19 protein-coding genes are annotated in these 16258 nt (G+C 66.8%); 13 read left to right on the top strand and 6 right to left on the bottom strand.

The features are described 5' to 3' along the window. Nucleotides 1–316 precede the first annotated feature (316 nt). Nucleotides 317–1216 carry an outer membrane protein gene (locus tag MGN01_RS15695; protein ID WP_147047769.1) on the top strand — a complete coding sequence of 300 codons (900 nt, stop codon included), beginning with the start codon at nucleotides 317–319 and terminating at the stop codon, nucleotides 1214–1216. Between the two features lie 128 nt (nucleotides 1217–1344). On the opposite strand, the gene MGN01_RS15690 is transcribed toward MGN01_RS15695, so the two are convergent. Next, nucleotides 1345–1953 (bottom strand): YceI family protein, encoded by a 609-nt coding sequence (locus MGN01_RS15690; protein WP_147047768.1) that lies wholly within the window; start codon nucleotides 1951–1953, stop codon nucleotides 1345–1347. Nucleotides 1954–2286: 333 nt separating this feature from the next. On the opposite strand from MGN01_RS15690, the gene MGN01_RS15685 reads away from it, so the two are divergent. Beyond that, nucleotides 2287–3795: a Do family serine endopeptidase gene (locus tag MGN01_RS15685; protein WP_147047767.1), complete on the top strand. Its 1509-nt coding sequence runs from the start codon at nucleotides 2287–2289 to the stop codon at nucleotides 3793–3795. A 110-nt stretch (nucleotides 3796–3905) separates the two neighbouring features. On the opposite strand, the gene MGN01_RS15680 is transcribed toward MGN01_RS15685, so the two are convergent. Together MGN01_RS15680 and MGN01_RS15675 are read right to left on the bottom strand one after the other, a co-directional pair. Then, nucleotides 3906–4652, bottom strand: coding sequence for an SDR family NAD(P)-dependent oxidoreductase (locus tag MGN01_RS15680; RefSeq protein ID WP_147047766.1), 747 nt, complete (start codon nucleotides 4650–4652; stop codon nucleotides 3906–3908). A 61-nt stretch (nucleotides 4653–4713) separates the two neighbouring features. Beyond that, nucleotides 4714–5052, bottom strand: a complete 339-nt coding sequence (locus tag MGN01_RS15675; RefSeq protein WP_147047765.1) for an ArsR/SmtB family transcription factor — start codon at nucleotides 5050–5052, stop codon at nucleotides 4714–4716. 176 nt (nucleotides 5053–5228) lie between these two features. Here MGN01_RS15675 and MGN01_RS15670 point away from each other — a divergent pair, with 176 nt between their 5' ends. From MGN01_RS15670 to MGN01_RS15650, 5 genes are all read left to right on the top strand, one after another. After that, entirely contained in the window at nucleotides 5229–6104 is an 876-nt protein-coding gene (locus MGN01_RS15670) for an aldo/keto reductase (protein ID WP_147047764.1), read from the top strand. A gap of 172 nt (nucleotides 6105–6276) precedes the next feature. Beyond that, nucleotides 6277–6738: a hypothetical protein gene (locus MGN01_RS15665; RefSeq protein ID WP_147047763.1), complete on the top strand. Its 462-nt coding sequence runs from the start codon at nucleotides 6277–6279 to the stop codon at nucleotides 6736–6738. A 43-nt stretch (nucleotides 6739–6781) separates the two neighbouring features. After that, nucleotides 6782–7285 carry a hypothetical protein gene (locus MGN01_RS15660; protein WP_147047762.1) on the top strand — a complete coding sequence of 168 codons (504 nt, stop codon included), beginning with the start codon at nucleotides 6782–6784 and terminating at the stop codon, nucleotides 7283–7285. Between the two features lie 9 nt (nucleotides 7286–7294). Beyond that, nucleotides 7295–8152 (top strand): 3-deoxy-8-phosphooctulonate synthase, encoded by an 858-nt coding sequence (gene kdsA / locus MGN01_RS15655; RefSeq protein WP_147047761.1) that lies wholly within the window; start codon nucleotides 7295–7297, stop codon nucleotides 8150–8152. A gap of 184 nt (nucleotides 8153–8336) precedes the next feature. Next, on the top strand, nucleotides 8337–8621 hold the full coding sequence (locus MGN01_RS15650; RefSeq protein ID WP_147047760.1) for a hypothetical protein: 285 nt from the start codon (nucleotides 8337–8339) through the stop codon (nucleotides 8619–8621). 81 nt (nucleotides 8622–8702) lie between these two features. Here the strand turns inward: MGN01_RS15650 and queF are convergent, their stop codons facing one another. Further along, nucleotides 8703–9167 carry a preQ(1) synthase gene (gene queF, locus MGN01_RS15645; protein WP_147047759.1) on the bottom strand — a complete coding sequence of 155 codons (465 nt, stop codon included), beginning with the start codon at nucleotides 9165–9167 and terminating at the stop codon, nucleotides 8703–8705. A 238-nt stretch (nucleotides 9168–9405) separates the two neighbouring features. Here queF and eno point away from each other — a divergent pair, with 238 nt between their 5' ends. Beyond that, nucleotides 9406–10695, top strand: coding sequence for a phosphopyruvate hydratase (eno, locus tag MGN01_RS15640; protein ID WP_147047758.1), 1290 nt, complete (start codon nucleotides 9406–9408; stop codon nucleotides 10693–10695). A 119-nt stretch (nucleotides 10696–10814) separates the two neighbouring features. On the opposite strand, the gene MGN01_RS15635 is transcribed toward eno, so the two are convergent. Beyond that, complete coding sequence (locus tag MGN01_RS15635) at nucleotides 10815–11519, bottom strand: YoaK family protein (protein ID WP_147047757.1); 705 nt, start codon at nucleotides 11517–11519, stop codon at nucleotides 10815–10817. A 16-nt stretch (nucleotides 11520–11535) separates the two neighbouring features. After that, the gene (locus tag MGN01_RS15630; protein WP_147047756.1) at nucleotides 11536–11754 is read right to left on the bottom strand and encodes a hypothetical protein; all 219 of its coding nucleotides are present in this window, start codon (nucleotides 11752–11754) and stop codon (nucleotides 11536–11538) included. A 97-nt stretch (nucleotides 11755–11851) separates the two neighbouring features. Between MGN01_RS15630 and MGN01_RS15625 the strand changes: the two genes are divergently transcribed. From MGN01_RS15625 to MGN01_RS15605, 5 genes are all read left to right on the top strand, one after another. Beyond that, a complete protein-coding gene (locus tag MGN01_RS15625; protein ID WP_147047794.1) occupies nucleotides 11852–12721 on the top strand; it encodes a LysR substrate-binding domain-containing protein in 870 nt (289 codons plus the stop codon). Nucleotides 12722–12859: 138 nt separating this feature from the next. Further along, entirely contained in the window at nucleotides 12860–13171 is a 312-nt protein-coding gene (locus MGN01_RS15620) for an FtsB family cell division protein (RefSeq protein WP_147047755.1), read from the top strand. 176 nt (nucleotides 13172–13347) lie between these two features. Next, nucleotides 13348–14397: a pyruvate dehydrogenase (acetyl-transferring) E1 component subunit alpha gene (gene pdhA, locus MGN01_RS15615; protein ID WP_147047754.1), complete on the top strand. Its 1050-nt coding sequence runs from the start codon at nucleotides 13348–13350 to the stop codon at nucleotides 14395–14397. A 54-nt stretch (nucleotides 14398–14451) separates the two neighbouring features. Then, entirely contained in the window at nucleotides 14452–15900 is a 1449-nt protein-coding gene (locus MGN01_RS15610) for a pyruvate dehydrogenase complex E1 component subunit beta (RefSeq protein ID WP_147047753.1), read from the top strand. Between the two features lie 58 nt (nucleotides 15901–15958). Next, nucleotides 15959–16234 (top strand): DUF5076 domain-containing protein, encoded by a 276-nt coding sequence (locus tag MGN01_RS15605; protein ID WP_147047752.1) that lies wholly within the window; start codon nucleotides 15959–15961, stop codon nucleotides 16232–16234. Nucleotides 16235–16258 lie beyond the last annotated feature (24 nt).

Genomic DNA, 16258 nt, shown 5'->3' with positions numbered 1-16258 from the left:
CTTCCGGTACACCTGGCGGCCGTCGAGTATCGCGGCTTGGATTTTATGGTTTCCGAATGATTGATGGATGATGCCATGGGAGAGCCGAGAACAGCTTTAACATTCATATCCATGCCCGGCTGGATGACTTTCCCAGCCAGTCTATGTGCGCAATGACACATTTGAAAAAGCTCCGCGGCAGCGGCTGGGTAAGCTTTACCTTTCTTTGATGAAGTCGGCGGCATCTGAGCGAATTGTTGCAGGAACGCGACAAGCCTTCTCACAGGACCGGGGCTCGAAGCCCACTGGCTTTCGCCAATCCAGGACCTTTCGTCTGATGAAAAAGCTGCTCCTCGCCTCGACCGTCCTCGCCGGCCTGACGGCCGTCGCTTCGGCCGCAGACCTTCCGCGCCGTGCGGCCGCACCGGAGATGTACTCGCCGCTGCCGGTCTTCACCTGGACGGGCTTCTATGCAGGCCTCAACGCCGGCTACGGCTTCGGCACGCAGGGCGACCAGCCGGCGACGGTCATCGGCACGACCGCCGCCAGCGGTCTGCTCGTCTCCAGCGTCGCACCTTTCGGGGGGTCGGCTGGGGCTGTTGCTTTTAGCAACCGCAGTGACAACAGCGGCTTCGTCGGCGGTGGTCAGATCGGCTACAACTACCAGTTCACGCCGGGCTCGGGCATCGTGGTCGGCATCGAGGCCGATGCGCAGTACGCGGATTTCGGCCGCAACCGGAACAACGCCCTCCCGGGCCCCGGAACGGCGGCGGCCCCGGGCGTGACCTTTTTCAATCCGAACGGGCTGTCCGGGCTCGATTTCTTCGGCACGGTGCGCGGCCGCGTCGGCTACGCGTTCGACCGCACGCTCGTCTATGGCACCGCCGGCTTCGCCTACGGTGCCGGCGGTGGCCGCGACTTCGGCCTGCCGAATTCCTCGACCAGCGACTTCCAGACCGGCTACGCCGTCGGCGGCGGCGTCGAGTATGCCCTGCCGACCAATACCTTCCTGAACGTCTTCAACTCTTCGGCCGTCACGCTGAAGCTCGAGGGCCTCTACGTGGACATGGATCGCGGCGGCAACCGCAATGCCGGTGGCTTCGCGATCCGTCCCAACGGAACCGTGGCCAGCCTGGCGGGCGGCGACGGCACTCTGTTCGCCGGCTCGATCCGCCGCCAGGACACCGAGTTCGCCGTGGTGCGCGCCGGCATCAACTACAAGTTCGGTTCGTTCTGAGATCGACCGATTCCTCGGGAGGCCGCCATCCCAATGGGCTGTGCTCGCGCCGATCATGATCGGCGCGAGCACGCACGCCATGGCGTGCGGAAACCTGGGTGCCTGCGGCCGAGTTGACCGGCCGCCGATCAGTCCTGGCGCTCGAAGGCGCCGGCGATCACGAGGTGCAGGTCGTCGCCGATCAGCGGCAGATATGTCTTCACACCGAACTCGGACCGCTTGAGCGTTCCGGTCGCCTCGAAGCCGACATTGACCTTCTTGCTGAGCGGATTGGTGCCCGCGCCGACGAGCGTCACGTCGAGCGTCACCGGCTTGGTCACGCCGTGGAGCGTCAGGTCGCCGGTTACCTTGGCCTTGTCCTGTCCGACCGGCACCACCTTGGTCGAGACGAAGGTCATGTCGGGGTACTTGGCGGCATCGAGCCACTTGTCGCCCTTCAGCTCGCCGGTGAGCTTCTCGCTGGTGGTGGCCACGGACGCGACCGGGATCTTCACGGACAGCTTCGCGGCGGCCGGGTCCTTCGGTTGCAGCTCGAGCGTGCCCGACACCTCCGAGAAGCTGCCCGCGTAGTTCGAGAAGCCCATATGCGACACACGCCAGCCGACCTGGGTGTGGCCCGCATCGACAGCGTAGTGGCCCGCGGGGATCTGAGCCGGATCGCGGGTGGCGGGGCTCTGGGCCTGAGCGAGCCCGCCGAGCAGGGCGAGGGCGAGTGTGGAGGCGAGGAGCGGCTTCAACGAGATCTCCAATCTGTCCGTCAGGTGCTGGGCGCTCCGACACCGATCGGCGGTCGAAGCTTGGCGGGCGTGAGATAGGTACTCTCGAAAACCAGTTCGAGGCCGCTTTCCCACGCGAAACGAGGGCAGGATTTGTAACCTTCGATGGCTGGAACCAACCTGCCGGCCCGCTGCGCGGCCGTTGAACGCTGCACCCCTCCTGCTGCATCGGCGGATGCGGCTGCATGACGAAACTGTAATGCCGGCGCCACGAGCGGGTCAGGCAACCGTCGATATCACCGGGACAACGCTGCGTCGGCAACGACGGCAGCACGACCTTTCCCGGAGTGTTCCATGACATCGACCTTCCGCCGCCGTGCCCTCGCATCCGTCGCCGTGGCCGCGCTCGCCGCAGGCAGCGCGGCCGGCGTCGGATCGTTCGCCCCCGCGACAAGTGCACTGGCCCAAGCCCTGCCGAAGACGCCGATCGAGGCGCCCGAGCATCCGCCCGGCTCGTTTGCCGGCATCGTCAACAAGGTAAAGCCCGCCGTCGTCGCCGTGAAGGTGAAGCTCGACGACAGCGCCGACGACGACGGCGAGGGTGGCCCTGGCCAGCCGAACCTGCAGCAGGTCCCGCCGCAACTGCGCGAGTTCTTCAAGCGCTTCGGGCAGGGCGGGCCGAACGGCTCGCCGCAGCGCCACAGCGAGCGCGGCGCGGTCGGCTCCGGCTTCATCATTTCGGTCGACGGCTACGTCGTGACCAACAACCACGTCGTGAGCCGCGCCAAGTCGGTTCAGGTGACGCTCGACGACACCCGCACCCTCGACGCCAAGGTGATCGGCACCGACCCGAAAACCGACGTCGCCCTGCTGAAGATCAAGGATTCCGGAACCTATCCCTACGTCCAGTTCGGCAAGTCCGCGCCGCAGGTTGGCGATTGGGTGGTGGCGATCGGCAATCCCTTCGGTCTCGGCGGCACGGTGACGGCGGGCATCGTCTCGGCCCGCGGCCGCGACATCGGCGCCGGCCCCTACGATGATTTCCTTCAGATCGATGCGCCGATCAACAAGGGCAACTCGGGTGGCCCTGACTTCAACGTCAATGGTGAGGTCGTGGGCGTGAACACCGCCATCGCCTCGCCCTCGGGCGGCAGCGTCGGTCTCGCCTTCGCGATCCCTGCCGAGACCGTGCAGGCGGTGGTCGAACAGCTGAAGACCGACGGCAAGGTGGTGCGCGGCTATCTCGGCGTGCAGATCCAGCCGGTCACCAAGGACATCGCCGACAGCCTCGGCCTCGACAAGGCAAAGGGCGCGCTGGTGAACTCCACAGAAGCCGGCACGCCTGCCGCCAAGGCCGGTCTCAAGACGGGTGACGTGATCGAGAAGGTCGACGGCAAGACGATCGACGACGCCAAGGAGCTGTCGCGCAAGATCGCCGGTCTCAAGCCCGGTACAAAGGTCGAGCTCGCCTATCTCCGCAATGGCAAGTCCGACACCGCCACCGTTGAGCTCGGCACATTGCCGACCGACCTGAAGAACGCTCGCAACAGCGACGACGACGGCTTCTCAAACGACGGCCAGCCGCGGCTCGGCCTGGGGCTGGCACCGGCAGACGCCGTCGGTCTCGGTACGAGCGGGGTTGCCGTGGTGCGGGTCGATCCCGAGGGTCCCGCCGCCGCCAAGGGCATCGAGCAGGGCGACGTGATCCTGGACGTCGCCGGAACCAGCGTTTCGACCCCCTCCGACGTTGCCGCGCAGATCAAGGCGGCAGAGTCCAATGGGCGCAAGGCGGTGCTGATGCGCGTCAAGAATTCGAAGGGCGTGACCCGCTTCGTCGCGGTCTCGCTCTCGAAAAGCGGCTGAGTTCCGGCCGCTCTCTACCGGCACGGACGTCTTCCCGTGCCGGCATTCCTCCCTCAGATCCCCTCGACTATGCCGGCTCGCAAGAGCCGGCTTTTTCGTCGAGGAAGGCGCTACATGCCGCCCGAGACATAGAGGATCTCGCCGGTCACCCAGCGCGCATCATCGGATGCCAGGAAGACGGCGACAGGGGCGATATCGTCCGGTCGGCCCGAGCGTCCGAGCGGCGTGTCATCGATGATGCTGCGCTCGAAGTCGCCGCCGGCAAATCCCGCGGCTTCGACCCCTTCGGTGACGATCAGACCGGGATTGATCGCGTTCACGCGGATCTTGCGCGGCCCGAGCTCTTTGGCGTGCACGCGCGTGATCGCATCGACGGCTCCCTTGGTCCCGGAATAGATCGCCGCTTCCGGCACCCAAAAGCGCGTGACGGTCGAGCTGATGTTGATGATGCTGCCGCCGCGTTCGCCGAACTGCGCGACGGCCGCCTTGGTCGCGAGGAATACGCCGAGCACGTTCGTGTCGTACTGGCGCCGGTACTCATCCTCCGAGAAGTCCTCGATCTTCGAGAAGGCATAGACGCCGGCATTGTTGACCAGGATGTCGACCGGGCCGAGCCTGTCCTTGGCCTCGGCGAAGAACCGCTCGACGTCGGCAGACTTCGCGACGCTGCCCTGGACCGCGATGGCCTTGCCGCCGGCCGCCGTGATCGCGGCAACGACCGCATCGGCCCCCTCCCGGCTCGTCGCATAGTTCACGGCCACGGCCGCGCCCTCGCGCGCCAGGGCCTTCGCGATTTCGGCTCCGATTCCCTTCGATGCCCCGGTGACGACGGCGACTTTTCCTTCGAGCTTGCTCATGGCGATCTCCGATACTTAGACGTTTAGACAAGCGTCGAAGTGTTGAGCGCCAAGTCCCGCTTCAAGAGCCGGGTGCGAGCGAGCGGGACAGCCGTCGCATATAAGCGACGAGCGTTGTGCGCTGGAACACCAATTCGACGAACCGGCCATTCCGCACGGTGGCGATCAAACCTGACGTCTCGAGTTCCTTGATGTGGTGCGAGATCGTGGCCGCACTGACCTTGTCGGCATCGCTCAGCGCGCAACAGGGAAGGGCGCCCTCGGAGGCCGCGATCTCACTCAGGATGCCGAAGCGACGCGGGTCGGAGAGGGCCTTGGCGACCGCCGCGAACTGCCGGTCGCTGAGCTCGAGAGGCTCCTCGGCAACCGGATCGCCGTCCCGTTTATGCCCCGAACTCATCGAGCCAACTGAATCCTCTGCGGAGCGCGACACGGCTCCCACTGACCAAGATAGGAACCTAGCCCGGTCCAACACCCTTGTCCTGGCAGCATGGCTCGATCCCACCGCAAAGCGCTGGCCGGGACGACCCATCTTCCCACATCGGCTTTCATGCTCACGCTCGACAAGGATGCAGCATGACGACAGCTCACGCTTCCGGCACCTTCGCCATCGGCGGAGACCTGACGGTTCATCGGCTCGGTTTCGGTGCCATGCGCATCACGGGCAGCGGCATCTGGGGTGAGCCCGCGGACCGGGCGAAGGCGATTGCCACGCTGAAGCGCGTGCCCGAACTCGGCATCGACCTGATCGACACAGCCGACAGCTACGGCCCCTTCGTCAGCGAGGACCTGATCCGTGAGGCCCTCCATCCCTATGACGGCCTGGTCGTCGCCACCAAGGGCGGCCTGACCCGCCATGGGCCCGATATCTGGCAACCCGTCGGCAACCCAGACTATCTGCGCCAATGCGTCCTGATGAGCTTGCGGCGGCTCAAGATCGAGCGCATCGACCTCTGGCAGCTCCACCGGATCGGCCCCGATGTTCCGCGCGAGCGCCAGTTCGAGGCGATCGCGGCGATGCGGGAGGAGGGGCTCATCCGCCATGTGGGCCTGAGCGAGGTCTCGGTCGAAGAGATCGAGGCGGCCCGTAAATTCTTTCCCGTCGCCACCGTGCAGAACCGCTTCAATCTCGTCGACCGCACCAGCGAGGCGGTGCTCGACCATTGCGAACGGCACGGCATCGGCTTCATTCCTTGGGCACCGCTCGACAAGGGAACGCTAGCCCAGAAGGGCTCGGTGCTCGCCGAGATCGCGGGCAAGCGTGGCGCCAGCGAGGGTGCCGTCGCCCTGGCCTGGCTGCTCAAGCGCTCGCCGGTCATGCTGCCGATCCCGGGAACAGGCGATCCCGAGCATCTCGCGCAGAACGTCCAGGGCGCGAATCTCCGCCTCGACGACGAGGAGTTCAGGGCGCTCGACGAGCAGGGGCGCAAGGCCTGGAAGGCTGGCGGTTAAGGCCCTCGCCAAGCGGCGGTGCCCGTCACGATCGGCGGCGCGACATCAATCAGCAAAGGGCCGGTGCGATACGGACTCGGCCCGAGTCGATGCTCGGGCAGGTCCGCAGCAAACTTGCCTGAATCCTGCATGGCGCCTCCCGAGACGACGTGCCGACCGGAAAGGCCTCGCGATGCGTTCTGCAACCCTCCTCCTGGCCTCCCTTCTCGCGCTGCCTGCCATCATGCCGCTCGGCGCCGCGGCCAAGCCGGTCTGGCTGACGGGAACCTTCGTTTATGCCAATCTCTGCACCAATCCGAGTGCCGGGCGGCTCGAAGGCCGGCGCGTGACCTTGAAGCGCTCGCCGAACGGAAACGGCGTGCTCTACGAGGCAGCCTCCGGCGCCAAAACCGCTCAGATCCCCGCCGACAGGCTCTCCATCGACGACACCACCCAGCAGATCTCCTTCACGGTGGAGAGCGCGGACGGCCTGCTGCACTTCCAGGGGATTGCGGCGGCCGACGTGCTCGCCGGGACCATCAGCGACGGCTCTGGCGAGCAGCCCCTGCGCTTGCGCCGCGTGCTCCGTTCCCACGAGCGGGAGGCTTGTCAGGCGGCCCAACCGGACCCGGATTCCACGGCTTCCGTGAACTGATCCCGTCTCGCCAGGACCCCGTCGGCCGGATAGACCGACCGTCATGATGTGTCGTGCCCTCGTCAGCAGTCTCGCCCTGTGCCTCTTCATCGCCACATCGGCGCGGGCCGATGGCTGCGATGCGCTGACGGCCCAGATGATCCGGGGCACCGGGGCTTCGCTCGCCGGCCGCACCGGACACTTGGTGGTCTTCCGCGCCGCCGACGCCGAACGGATGAGCCTCGATTGCGGCCCGCCGCGCCGGATGGTGTTCCGCTCTCGCGAGCGCGAGCCGCAGCGCTTCTACTTCGTGCTGATCGGGCTCGCAGCGAAGACGCTCGCCCATGCCGCGTCGGAGCGGGTCGAGATCCTCGCCATGAACCTGCATCAGGCTGCCTTGCTCTCGGGCGAGCCTCAATTCGGGCGGGTCGGCGCCGCGGTCTTGCGCTGCGAACCGGGTGACCATCTCGACGGGTCGGCCGACGGCGCCCTCTGCCGTCTGGCCGTGGACCGGAGATCGCATCCGAGGCGCAAGGCCAGACTTTCCGCTTTGTCCGTCGCGGGGTAGAGCGGCGGCATGTCTCAACACGCCGCACCCGGCCCGGTCGTCCATGCCGGCACCGTCGCCTTCGCCAATCACCTGCCCTTCGCGCTGATCGCCGGACCCTGCCAGCTGGAGAGCCGGGACCACGCCTTCGAGGTCGCCTCAGCACTCAAGGAGATCGCCGAGCAACTCGGGATCGGCCTCGTCTTCAAGTCGTCCTTCGACAAGGCGAACCGCACCTCCGGCAGCACCGCACGCGGGATCGGGCTGGACGGTGCCCTGCCGATCTTCTCCGAGATCAAGGAGCGGCTCGGCCTTCCGGTTCTCACCGACGTGCACGAGGCCGAGCAATGCGCGCGCGCGGCGGAGGTCGTCGACGTGCTTCAGATCCCGGCCTTTCTCTGCCGCCAGACCGACCTGCTGCTCGCCGCGGCGGCCACGGGCCGCGTGGTCAACGTGAAGAAGGGACAGTTCCTGGCGCCCTGGGACATGGCGCATGTCGCTGCCAAGGTGACGACGGCCGGCAATCCGAACGTGCTCGTCACCGAGCGCGGCGCCTCCTTTGGCTACAACACGCTGGTCTCGGACATGCGCTCGCTGCCGATCATGGCGCGGGTGACGGGCGGGGCACCGGTGGTGTTCGACGCAACCCACTCCGTGCAGCAGCCGGGAGGGCAGGGCGCCACCTCGGGCGGGCAGCGGGAATTCGTGCCCGTGCTCGCCCGGGCCGCCGTCGCGGTCGGCGTGGCCGGCCTTTTCATCGAGACGCATGAGGACCCCGACAACGCCCCCTCGGACGGCCCGAACATGGTGCCCTTGAAGGCGATGCCGGCCCTGCTTGCCGAGCTGCAGGCCTTCGATCGTCTTGTGAAGCATCGCACCGACGTCTGACGGGCGGCGAGCGCATCGTCACCCTGGTGCTGCTTTCAGGAGGGGTTCAGGTCGGCCGGCCTAACTTGACGGAAGCAAGCCGTCCAAGCTGCTGATTTGACTCAAATTTCGGTCGGCAGTTCGGAACCTGTAAGCAACCTTAGTGTTATCGGCGCTAATGAGCTTCAACGAGGGAAGGGACCTTATGCGTAAACTTGCAATCATCACGGCCGTCGTCGCCACGACCATTCCCATGCTGGCTGCGACCGCCGAGGCGCGCCCTGGCCGCGGCTACGGCCACTACCATGGCGGCGGATATGGCTATCGCCATGGCTACCGCCGCGGCGGCATCGGCACCGGCGCGGCCGTCGGCCTGGGTATCGCTGGTCTCGCGGCTGGCGCGATCGCTGCCGGCGCTGCGCGCGACGCCTATTACCGCGACCGCTACTACGGCCGTCCGGCCTACGGCTACTACGATTACGGCTACTAAGCCTGCACTCGTCGTCTTTGGAAAAGGCGGCCGGTTCTCACCGGCCGCCTTTTTCGTGAGCGGATCCTTCGAGCCCTTGCGCTAGCCGCGACCGCGATAGGCAGGCACGCCCTGGTCCGGCAGCCAGACGGATGCCAACGGCGCGCCTGTTTGCCAGAACACGTCGATCGGAATGCCGCCGCGCGGGTACCAGTAGCCACCAATCCGCAGCCAGCGCGGCGCGAGAAGCTCCGCCAGGCGCCGGCCGATCCCCACGGTACAATCCTCGTGGAAGGCGCCGTGGTTGCGGAACGAGCCGAGATAGAGCTTCAGCGACTTCGATTCGACGAGCCACTCGCCCGGTACGTAGTCGATCACCAGCGTCGCGAAATCCGGCTGGCCGGTGACCGGGCAGAGCGACGTGAATTCCGGCGCCGTGAAGCGGGCGAGATAGTCCGTATCGGGATGGGGGTTCGGCACGCGATCGAGCTGCGCTGCCTCGGGCGAGGCGGGCAGGGGCGTCGAGTGTCCGAGTTGGCGGGCATGCGCAGCGATATCGTCGGTCATGGCGCCCGCTATAGCGCCCGGCCACGCAAGACGCATCCCGTCGGGTATGCCGCAGAGGGCCGGAGACGCGCGACTGGGGCGAAACGAAGAAGAATAGTTCGCTCTCCCCGAAAAAATCTTAGCCCCCGGGGGCGCTTGCCCGGCGCTTCACCTTGCCCGATAAGCCGCGGCAGATGACGCCGCTCCCGCCGACCGCTGCCGGTCAGGCCTCTCGCGGCAGCCGACGCAAGGATGGTCCATGACAGCGATCACCAACATCGCCGCCCGCGAGATCCTCGACAGCCGCGGCAACCCCACCGTTGAAGTCGACGTGCTGCTGGAGGACGGCTCCTTCGGCCGCGCCGCTGTGCCCTCGGGCGCCTCGACCGGCGCTCACGAAGCGGTCGAGCTGCGCGACGGTGACGCGAGCCGCTTCAAGGGCAAGGGCGTGCTGAAGGCGGTCGAGGCGGTGCAGACCGAGATCCTCGACGCGATCGGCGGCATGGAGGCCGAGGATCAGGTCGCCATCGACGAGGCGATGATCGACCTCGACGGCACCCACAACAAGTCGCGCCTCGGCGCCAACGCCATTCTCGGCGTGTCGCTCGCGGTGGCCAAGGCCGCGGCCGAGACCGCCGGCCTGCCGCTCTACCGCTATGTCGGCGGCGTGCAGGGCCGCGTTCTGCCGGTGCCGATGATGAACATCGTCAATGGCGGCGCGCATGCCGACAACCCGATCGACTTCCAGGAATTCATGGTGATGCCGGTCGGCGCCTCCTCGCTCAGCGAGGCGGTTCGCATGGGTGCCGAGATCTTCCATACGCTCAAGAGCGCGCTGAAGAAGGCCGGCCACAACACCAATGTCGGCGACGAAGGCGGCTTCGCCCCGAACCTGCCCTCTGCCGAGGCTGCCCTCGACTTCGTCATGGAGTCGATCCAGGCCGCCGGCTTCAAGCCGGGCCAGGACATCGTGCTGGCGCTCGACTGCGCGGCGACCGAGTTCTTCAAGGACGGCGCCTATCGCTACGAGGGCGAGGGCCAGACCCGCTCCATCGAGCAGCAGGTCGACTACCTCGCCAAGCTCGCCAGCACTTACCCGATCCTGTCCATCGAGGACGGCATGTCGGAGGACGACTGGCAGGGCTGGAACCTTCTGACCCAGGCGATCGGCGACCGCGTGCAGCTCGTCGGCGACGACCTGTTCGTAACCAATGTCGAGCGCCTGTCGCGCGGGATCAGCGAGCGCACCGCCAACTCGATCCTGGTGAAGGTCAACCAGATCGGATCGCTCACGGAAACGCTCGCTGCCGTGGATATGGCTCAGCGCGCCGGCTACACCGCGGTGATGTCGCATCGCTCGGGCGAGACCGAGGATTCCACCATCGCCGACCTCGCGGTCGCCACCAATTGCGGGCAGATCAAGACCGGCTCGCTCGCCCGCTCCGACCGGTTGGCCAAGTACAACCAGCTCATCCGCATCGAGGAAGGCCTGGGCGCGCAAGGGCGCTACGCGGGCCGCGACGCGCTCAAGCAGCTCGCCGGCTCCTGAGCGACGGCACGATCACCAGAACTCACGTCACCGCGACGCCCGCCTCCTCGAGGTGGGCGTCGATCGTTTGGGGATTGCCCTTCGCCGTGAGGCCCGCGACCCGCATCGGGCAGACCCGCTCAAGCCGGGACGTTTGTCTCGGCCGGCGCCATTGCCAGAAAGATGAGGGCGATCAACACGATAATCGGAAGAGTGATGGAGCCGAAGGCGAGATGGGCGATGCCGAAGGCACCGCATAGGGCGCCTGCCGCGAAGGCCACGATGGCCGGCAACACGCGGGTCAGCCGCGCGCGGGTTTGCGCGGGGTTTGCGGCTTTCTTCAAGGCGAGGTCCGTGGCGTCGATGACGGCCTGACTCACGCTCACGGTCATCACCGTCGTCGGCGCGAGATGGCCGAGTGAGAGACGCCCAATGGCGTTCTGCAGGCCCATGGCTGCGACTGCGAGCATGCCGATGGTGATGGAAGCGGCACCGTCCGGCGAACCGATCGGCGACCACAGGATGCCGCACAGGCCGAACCCGGCAAGGAGGGCCGCCTCGCAGGCAAGCAGCCAGGGCAGAGGGCTGAAACCGTGTCGCTCCAACAAGAGTGCGAGGATGCGCGCGCCGGCCACCGCCGCCATGAAGACCGGCAGCGCGAGGAGCTTCGCCAGCACTCCGGCAGAACTCGCAATCAGCTCGGCACCGATCAGCACGAAGTTTCCGGTGACATGAGCCGTGAACAGCCCCGTCAGAGCGATGAAGGCCGCTGCATCAACGAAGCCGGCGACGAAGGAGAGCGCGGCGCCAACCGCGGTACCCTCGCCTGTGATCGACGATCTCATAAGACGCATCACGGACCTAGTGGGCCGACGGCGCCGCAGCCACGGCGACCGGATTGCGTGGATTGGCGTAGTATTGCGGCCACCGGTTGCAGAGATACATGCTCGCAACCATGACGACGGTGATCGCCAGCAGGAAGGCAAGCACCTCCGTCACGTGACGAGCCCATCTCCCGAGTACCGGAATCGCGACGAAGCCACCGACGAAGATCGTGGCCATGAGAACGGCAGGGGGCATCGGCGAGGCTTGGCGCAGGTGTTCCGAAACAGCTTCGACCTCGACTCTAAGCCGGCCATGCCCCCGACGGTATGGATATCGGCTATCATGAACCATGATGAGCAATCTGAACGTCGAGCTGCTCCGCTCCTTCCTGGCCGTCGTCGAAAGCAGCAGCTTCACGGCGGCCGCCCATACGCTCGGCGTGCGGCAATCCACCGTGAGCGGACACATTGCGCGGCTGGAACAGGCGCTCGGCCGCTCCCTGCTGATGCGGGACACCCACCGGGTTGCCCCCACGCTGGACGGTCAGGCCATGATCGGCTTCGCCCGCGACGTGCTGGAGGCGCATGACCGGTTGCGGGCCTTCTTCTCGCCGAGTGGCCTGCGCGGCAGCATCCGGCTCGGCGTCTCCGAGGACTACACCCTCTCGACCCTGGCCCAGGTGCTCGCGCGCTTCGCCGACCGACACCCCTCGGTCGATCTTCAGCTCACGGTGGGCCTCAGCCGCGTGCTCTACCAGGGCTACGATGCCGGCGAACTCGATGTCATCTTCTGCAAGCGGCGGCGCGGTGATCCACGCGGCGAACTCGCTTGGGCGGAGGACCTGATCTGGGCGGCCCGGCCCGGCTTCGTCCCGGATCCAGGGCAGCCGCTGCCGCTTGTCCTCTACCCGCCGCCCTCGATGACCCGCACACTGGCCATCGACGCCCTCGACGCGGCTGGGCGACCCTGGCGGATCGCGTGCACCAGCGGCAGCCTGATGGGGCTGCGCGCAGCCGTCGAGGCCGGCCTGGGCATCGCGCCGCACTCGGCCCGGGTGATGCCGCCGGGCCTGAGACCGATCCCGGAGGCGGCCGGATTGCCTGCGATCGGCGAGGTGGAATTCGTCCTACTCGGCCCGGGCCGTCATCACGTCGTAGCGGCAGCCTTGCAGGAGACGATTCTGGCGAGCACGGCGGAGCTACAAGGCGTTCCGGGCGGGTAACTCTCTCGCTCTCGATCACCCATCGAGCGCGGCTCTGTTCCATTCTTATCGCTCGGCTGTTCGCCCTATCACCGAGGATCTCGACGCGTGACGCTCCGGTGAAACGCTTTCTTCACCCTACGCGGCGAAGGTCTCGTCATGGTCATCCGCCGCCGCGTCAGAGCTGTCGTCGTGCCCGCCGTCCTCTGGACGGTCTCGGCGCTCGTCGGCGGCTATTTCCTGGTCCAGGCCGAGACGGGCAACCGCGGCATGGAGGCCAAACGCGCGCTCAAGATCCAGGCCTTCGGTCTCAGGCAGGAACTCGCCGCCGCGAATTCCGAGCGGGCGACCTGGGAGCACCGCGTCGAACTCCTGCGCTCCGAGAAGATCGACCGCGACCTGCTCGAGGAGCGCGCCCGCGTCGTGCTCGGCCGCGTCCACGCCAACGACGTGGTGATCATCGATCCCTGAGGGCGTTGCCGCACCCTCGCGGGCACCGATCTCGAGCCCGTTCCACCTTGTCTCATCGACGGTTAGTCGCGCTGAGCTTGGCCGTAACACGCTGAAGACTCTGTCAGGCCGACCCTCGCTTTCCGGTGCACCGCGCTCTAGAACCCTCTCGAAACATGAGTTTCGGGAGAGTGCCGATGGCAGCAGGCAGAAATCCGGGCAAGGCCGCATCCACGGTGGACGCGCCCGAGCACAAGCCGGCGCCGAACATCCCGCAATTTACCAAGGACGAGGATCTCCACGCCTATCGGGAGATGCTGCTGATCCGCCGCTTCGAAGAGAAGGCGGGCCAGCTCTACGGCATGGGACTCATCGGTGGCTTCTGCCACCTCTATATCGGCCAGGAGGCCGTCGTGGTCGGCCTGCAGATGGCCTCGACCGATGGCGACCAGGTCATCACCGGATACCGCGACCACGGGCACATGCTGGCCTGCGGCATGGACGCCAAGGGGGTCATGGCCGAGCTGACCGGCCGCCGGGGCGGCTATAGCCGCGGCAAGGGCGGCTCGATGCACATGTTCTCGCGCGAGAAGCAGTTCTTCGGCGGCCACGGCATCGTCGGCGCGCAGGTCTCGCTCGGTACAGGCCTCGCGTTCGCCGACGCCTATACCAAGAACGGCAAGGTCAGCTTCACCTATATGGGTGACGGCGCGGCCAACCAGGGCCAGGTCTACGAGAGCTTCAACATGGCGGCTCTCTGGAAGCTGCCGGTGGTCTACGTGATCGAGAACAACCGCTACGCCATGGGCACGTCTGTGGCTCGCGCCTCGGCCCAGCCTGATTTTTCGAGGCGCGGCCTCTCGTTCGGCATCCCCGGTGAGCAGGTCGACGGCATGGATGTCCGCACCGTGCGTGAGGCCGCAATCCGCGCCGTCGAGCACGCCAGGTCTGGCAAAGGGCCCTACATTCTGGAGATGCAGACCTATCGCTACCGCGGCCACTCCATGTCCGACCCGGCCAAATACCGGTCGAAGGACGAGGTCTCGAAGATGCGCGACGAGCACGACCCGATCGAGATGGTGCGCAAGCGCCTGATCGAGGCGCACGGCGTCGCTGAGGCGGATCTCAAGGCGACGGATGCGGAGATCCGCGAGATCGTCAACGAATCCGCCGACTTCGCTACGAACGATCCCGAGCCCGATCCGCGGGAGCTCTGGACGGACATTCTGCTGGAGGCTCGCGCCTGAGCCCAGCTCGGCCGACCGACCACCCCACGAGACCGGATCGATAGAGCAGCGTCCATGGCGACCGACATCCTGATGCCCGCCCTCTCGCCCACCATGGAGGAGGGCAAGCTCGCCAAATGGCTCAAGAAGGAGGGTGACGCGGTCAAGTCCGGCGACATCCTTGCCGAGATCGAGACCGACAAGGCAACCATGGAGGTCGAGGCGATCGACGAGGGCGTGCTCGCCAAGATCCTGGTTCCGGACGGCACCGAGAACGTCGCCGTCAACACGCCGATCGCGATCATCGCGGGTGAGGGCGAGGACGTCTCCGAGGCCGCGTCAGGCAGCGGCAAGGCGAAGTCGAATGGCCGGGACAACGACCCGGCCGCGCCAACTCCGCAGATGCAGGCCGAGGGGATGGCGAAGGAGGCCTCCGCCGACGCGAAATCGAGCGAGGACGCTCCGAAGGCGCCGGCCGCGCCGGCTGCCGTCACCAGCAAGGCCACCGAGCCGGTGATGGACGAGTTCCCGGCCGATACGCCGATGGCCTCGATGACCGTGCGCGAGGCCCTGCGCGATGCCATGGCCGAGGAGATGCGCAAGGACGAAACGGTCTTCGTGATGGGCGAGGAGGTCGCCGAATACCAGGGCGCCTACAAGATCACGCAGGGGCTGTTGCAGGAATTCGGCGCACGCCGCGTCGTCGACACGCCGATCACCGAACACGGCTTCGCCGGCATCGCGGTGGGCTCGGCCTTTGCGGGCCTGCGGCCGATCTGCGAATTCATGACCTTCAACTTCGCCATGCAGGCGATCGACCACATCATCAACTCGGCGGCCAAGACCCTGTACATGTCAGGCGGCCAGCTCGGCTGCCCGATCGTCTTCCGCGGCCCCAACGGCGCCGCGGCCCGCGTCGGCGCCCAGCACAGCCACGACTACTCCGCCTGGTACTCGAACGTTCCCGGCCTGAAGGTGGTGGCGCCCTACACGGCCTCTGACGCCAAGGGCCTGCTCAAGGCCGCGATCCGCGACCCCAATCCGGTGATCTTCCTCGAGAACGAGATCCTCTACGGCCAGAGCTTCCCGGTGCCGCAGCTCGACGACTTCGTGCTGCCGATCGGCAAGGCGAAGGTGCATCGGCCGGGCAAGGACGTGACCCTCGTCTCCTTCTCCATCGGCATGACCTACGCGCTCAAGGCCGCGCAGGCGCTCGCCGAGGAGGGCATCGAGGCCGAGGTGATCGACCTGCGCACGCTGCGCCCGATGGACAGCGCCACCATCGTCGAATCCGTGAAGAAGACCGGCCGCTGTGTCACCGTCGAGGAGGGCTTCCCGCAGAGCGGCGTCGGCGCCGAGATCGTCGCCCGCCTGATGGCCGACGCCTTCGATTATCTCGACGCTCCGGTGCTGCGGGTGACCGGCAAGGACGTGCCGATGCCCTATGCGGCGAACCTCGAGAAGCTCGCCCTGCCGAGCGTGGCCGAGGTGATCGAGGCGGCGAAGGCCGTCTGCTACAAGTGATGCGGGCAGCGATCCGGCATCTCTTATTCCCTCGGGGCGGAACACGAGGCCGCGCGTCATGAGCAAGGAATTCACCGAACTCGCCATACCACCGGACGCCGTCGAGCACGGCGGCGTCGAGGTGCTGCGTGCCGCGGTGGTCGACGGTGCCGTGAGCGTCGCGCTCCGCCGCTCCTTCGACGATCCAGCGACCTGGGGCCGCCTGCTGATCGACCTCGGCCGCCAAGCCGCGCGCACCTACGCGCTGGAGACGGACATGTCCGAGGACGAGGCCTTCGAGCGCATCCGCGCCGGGATGGAGGCCGAGAGCCTCGATCCGGACAGCTTCAACTGACCGACCGCACGGGACTCTGGAAAC

It is taken from the genome of Methylobacterium gnaphalii, assembly GCF_007992215.1.
Lineage (GTDB): Bacteria > Pseudomonadota > Alphaproteobacteria > Rhizobiales > Beijerinckiaceae > Methylobacterium > Methylobacterium gnaphalii.
Note: the sequence above shows the minus strand (reverse complement) of the source record. Positions and strands in the feature narration are given on the sequence as shown.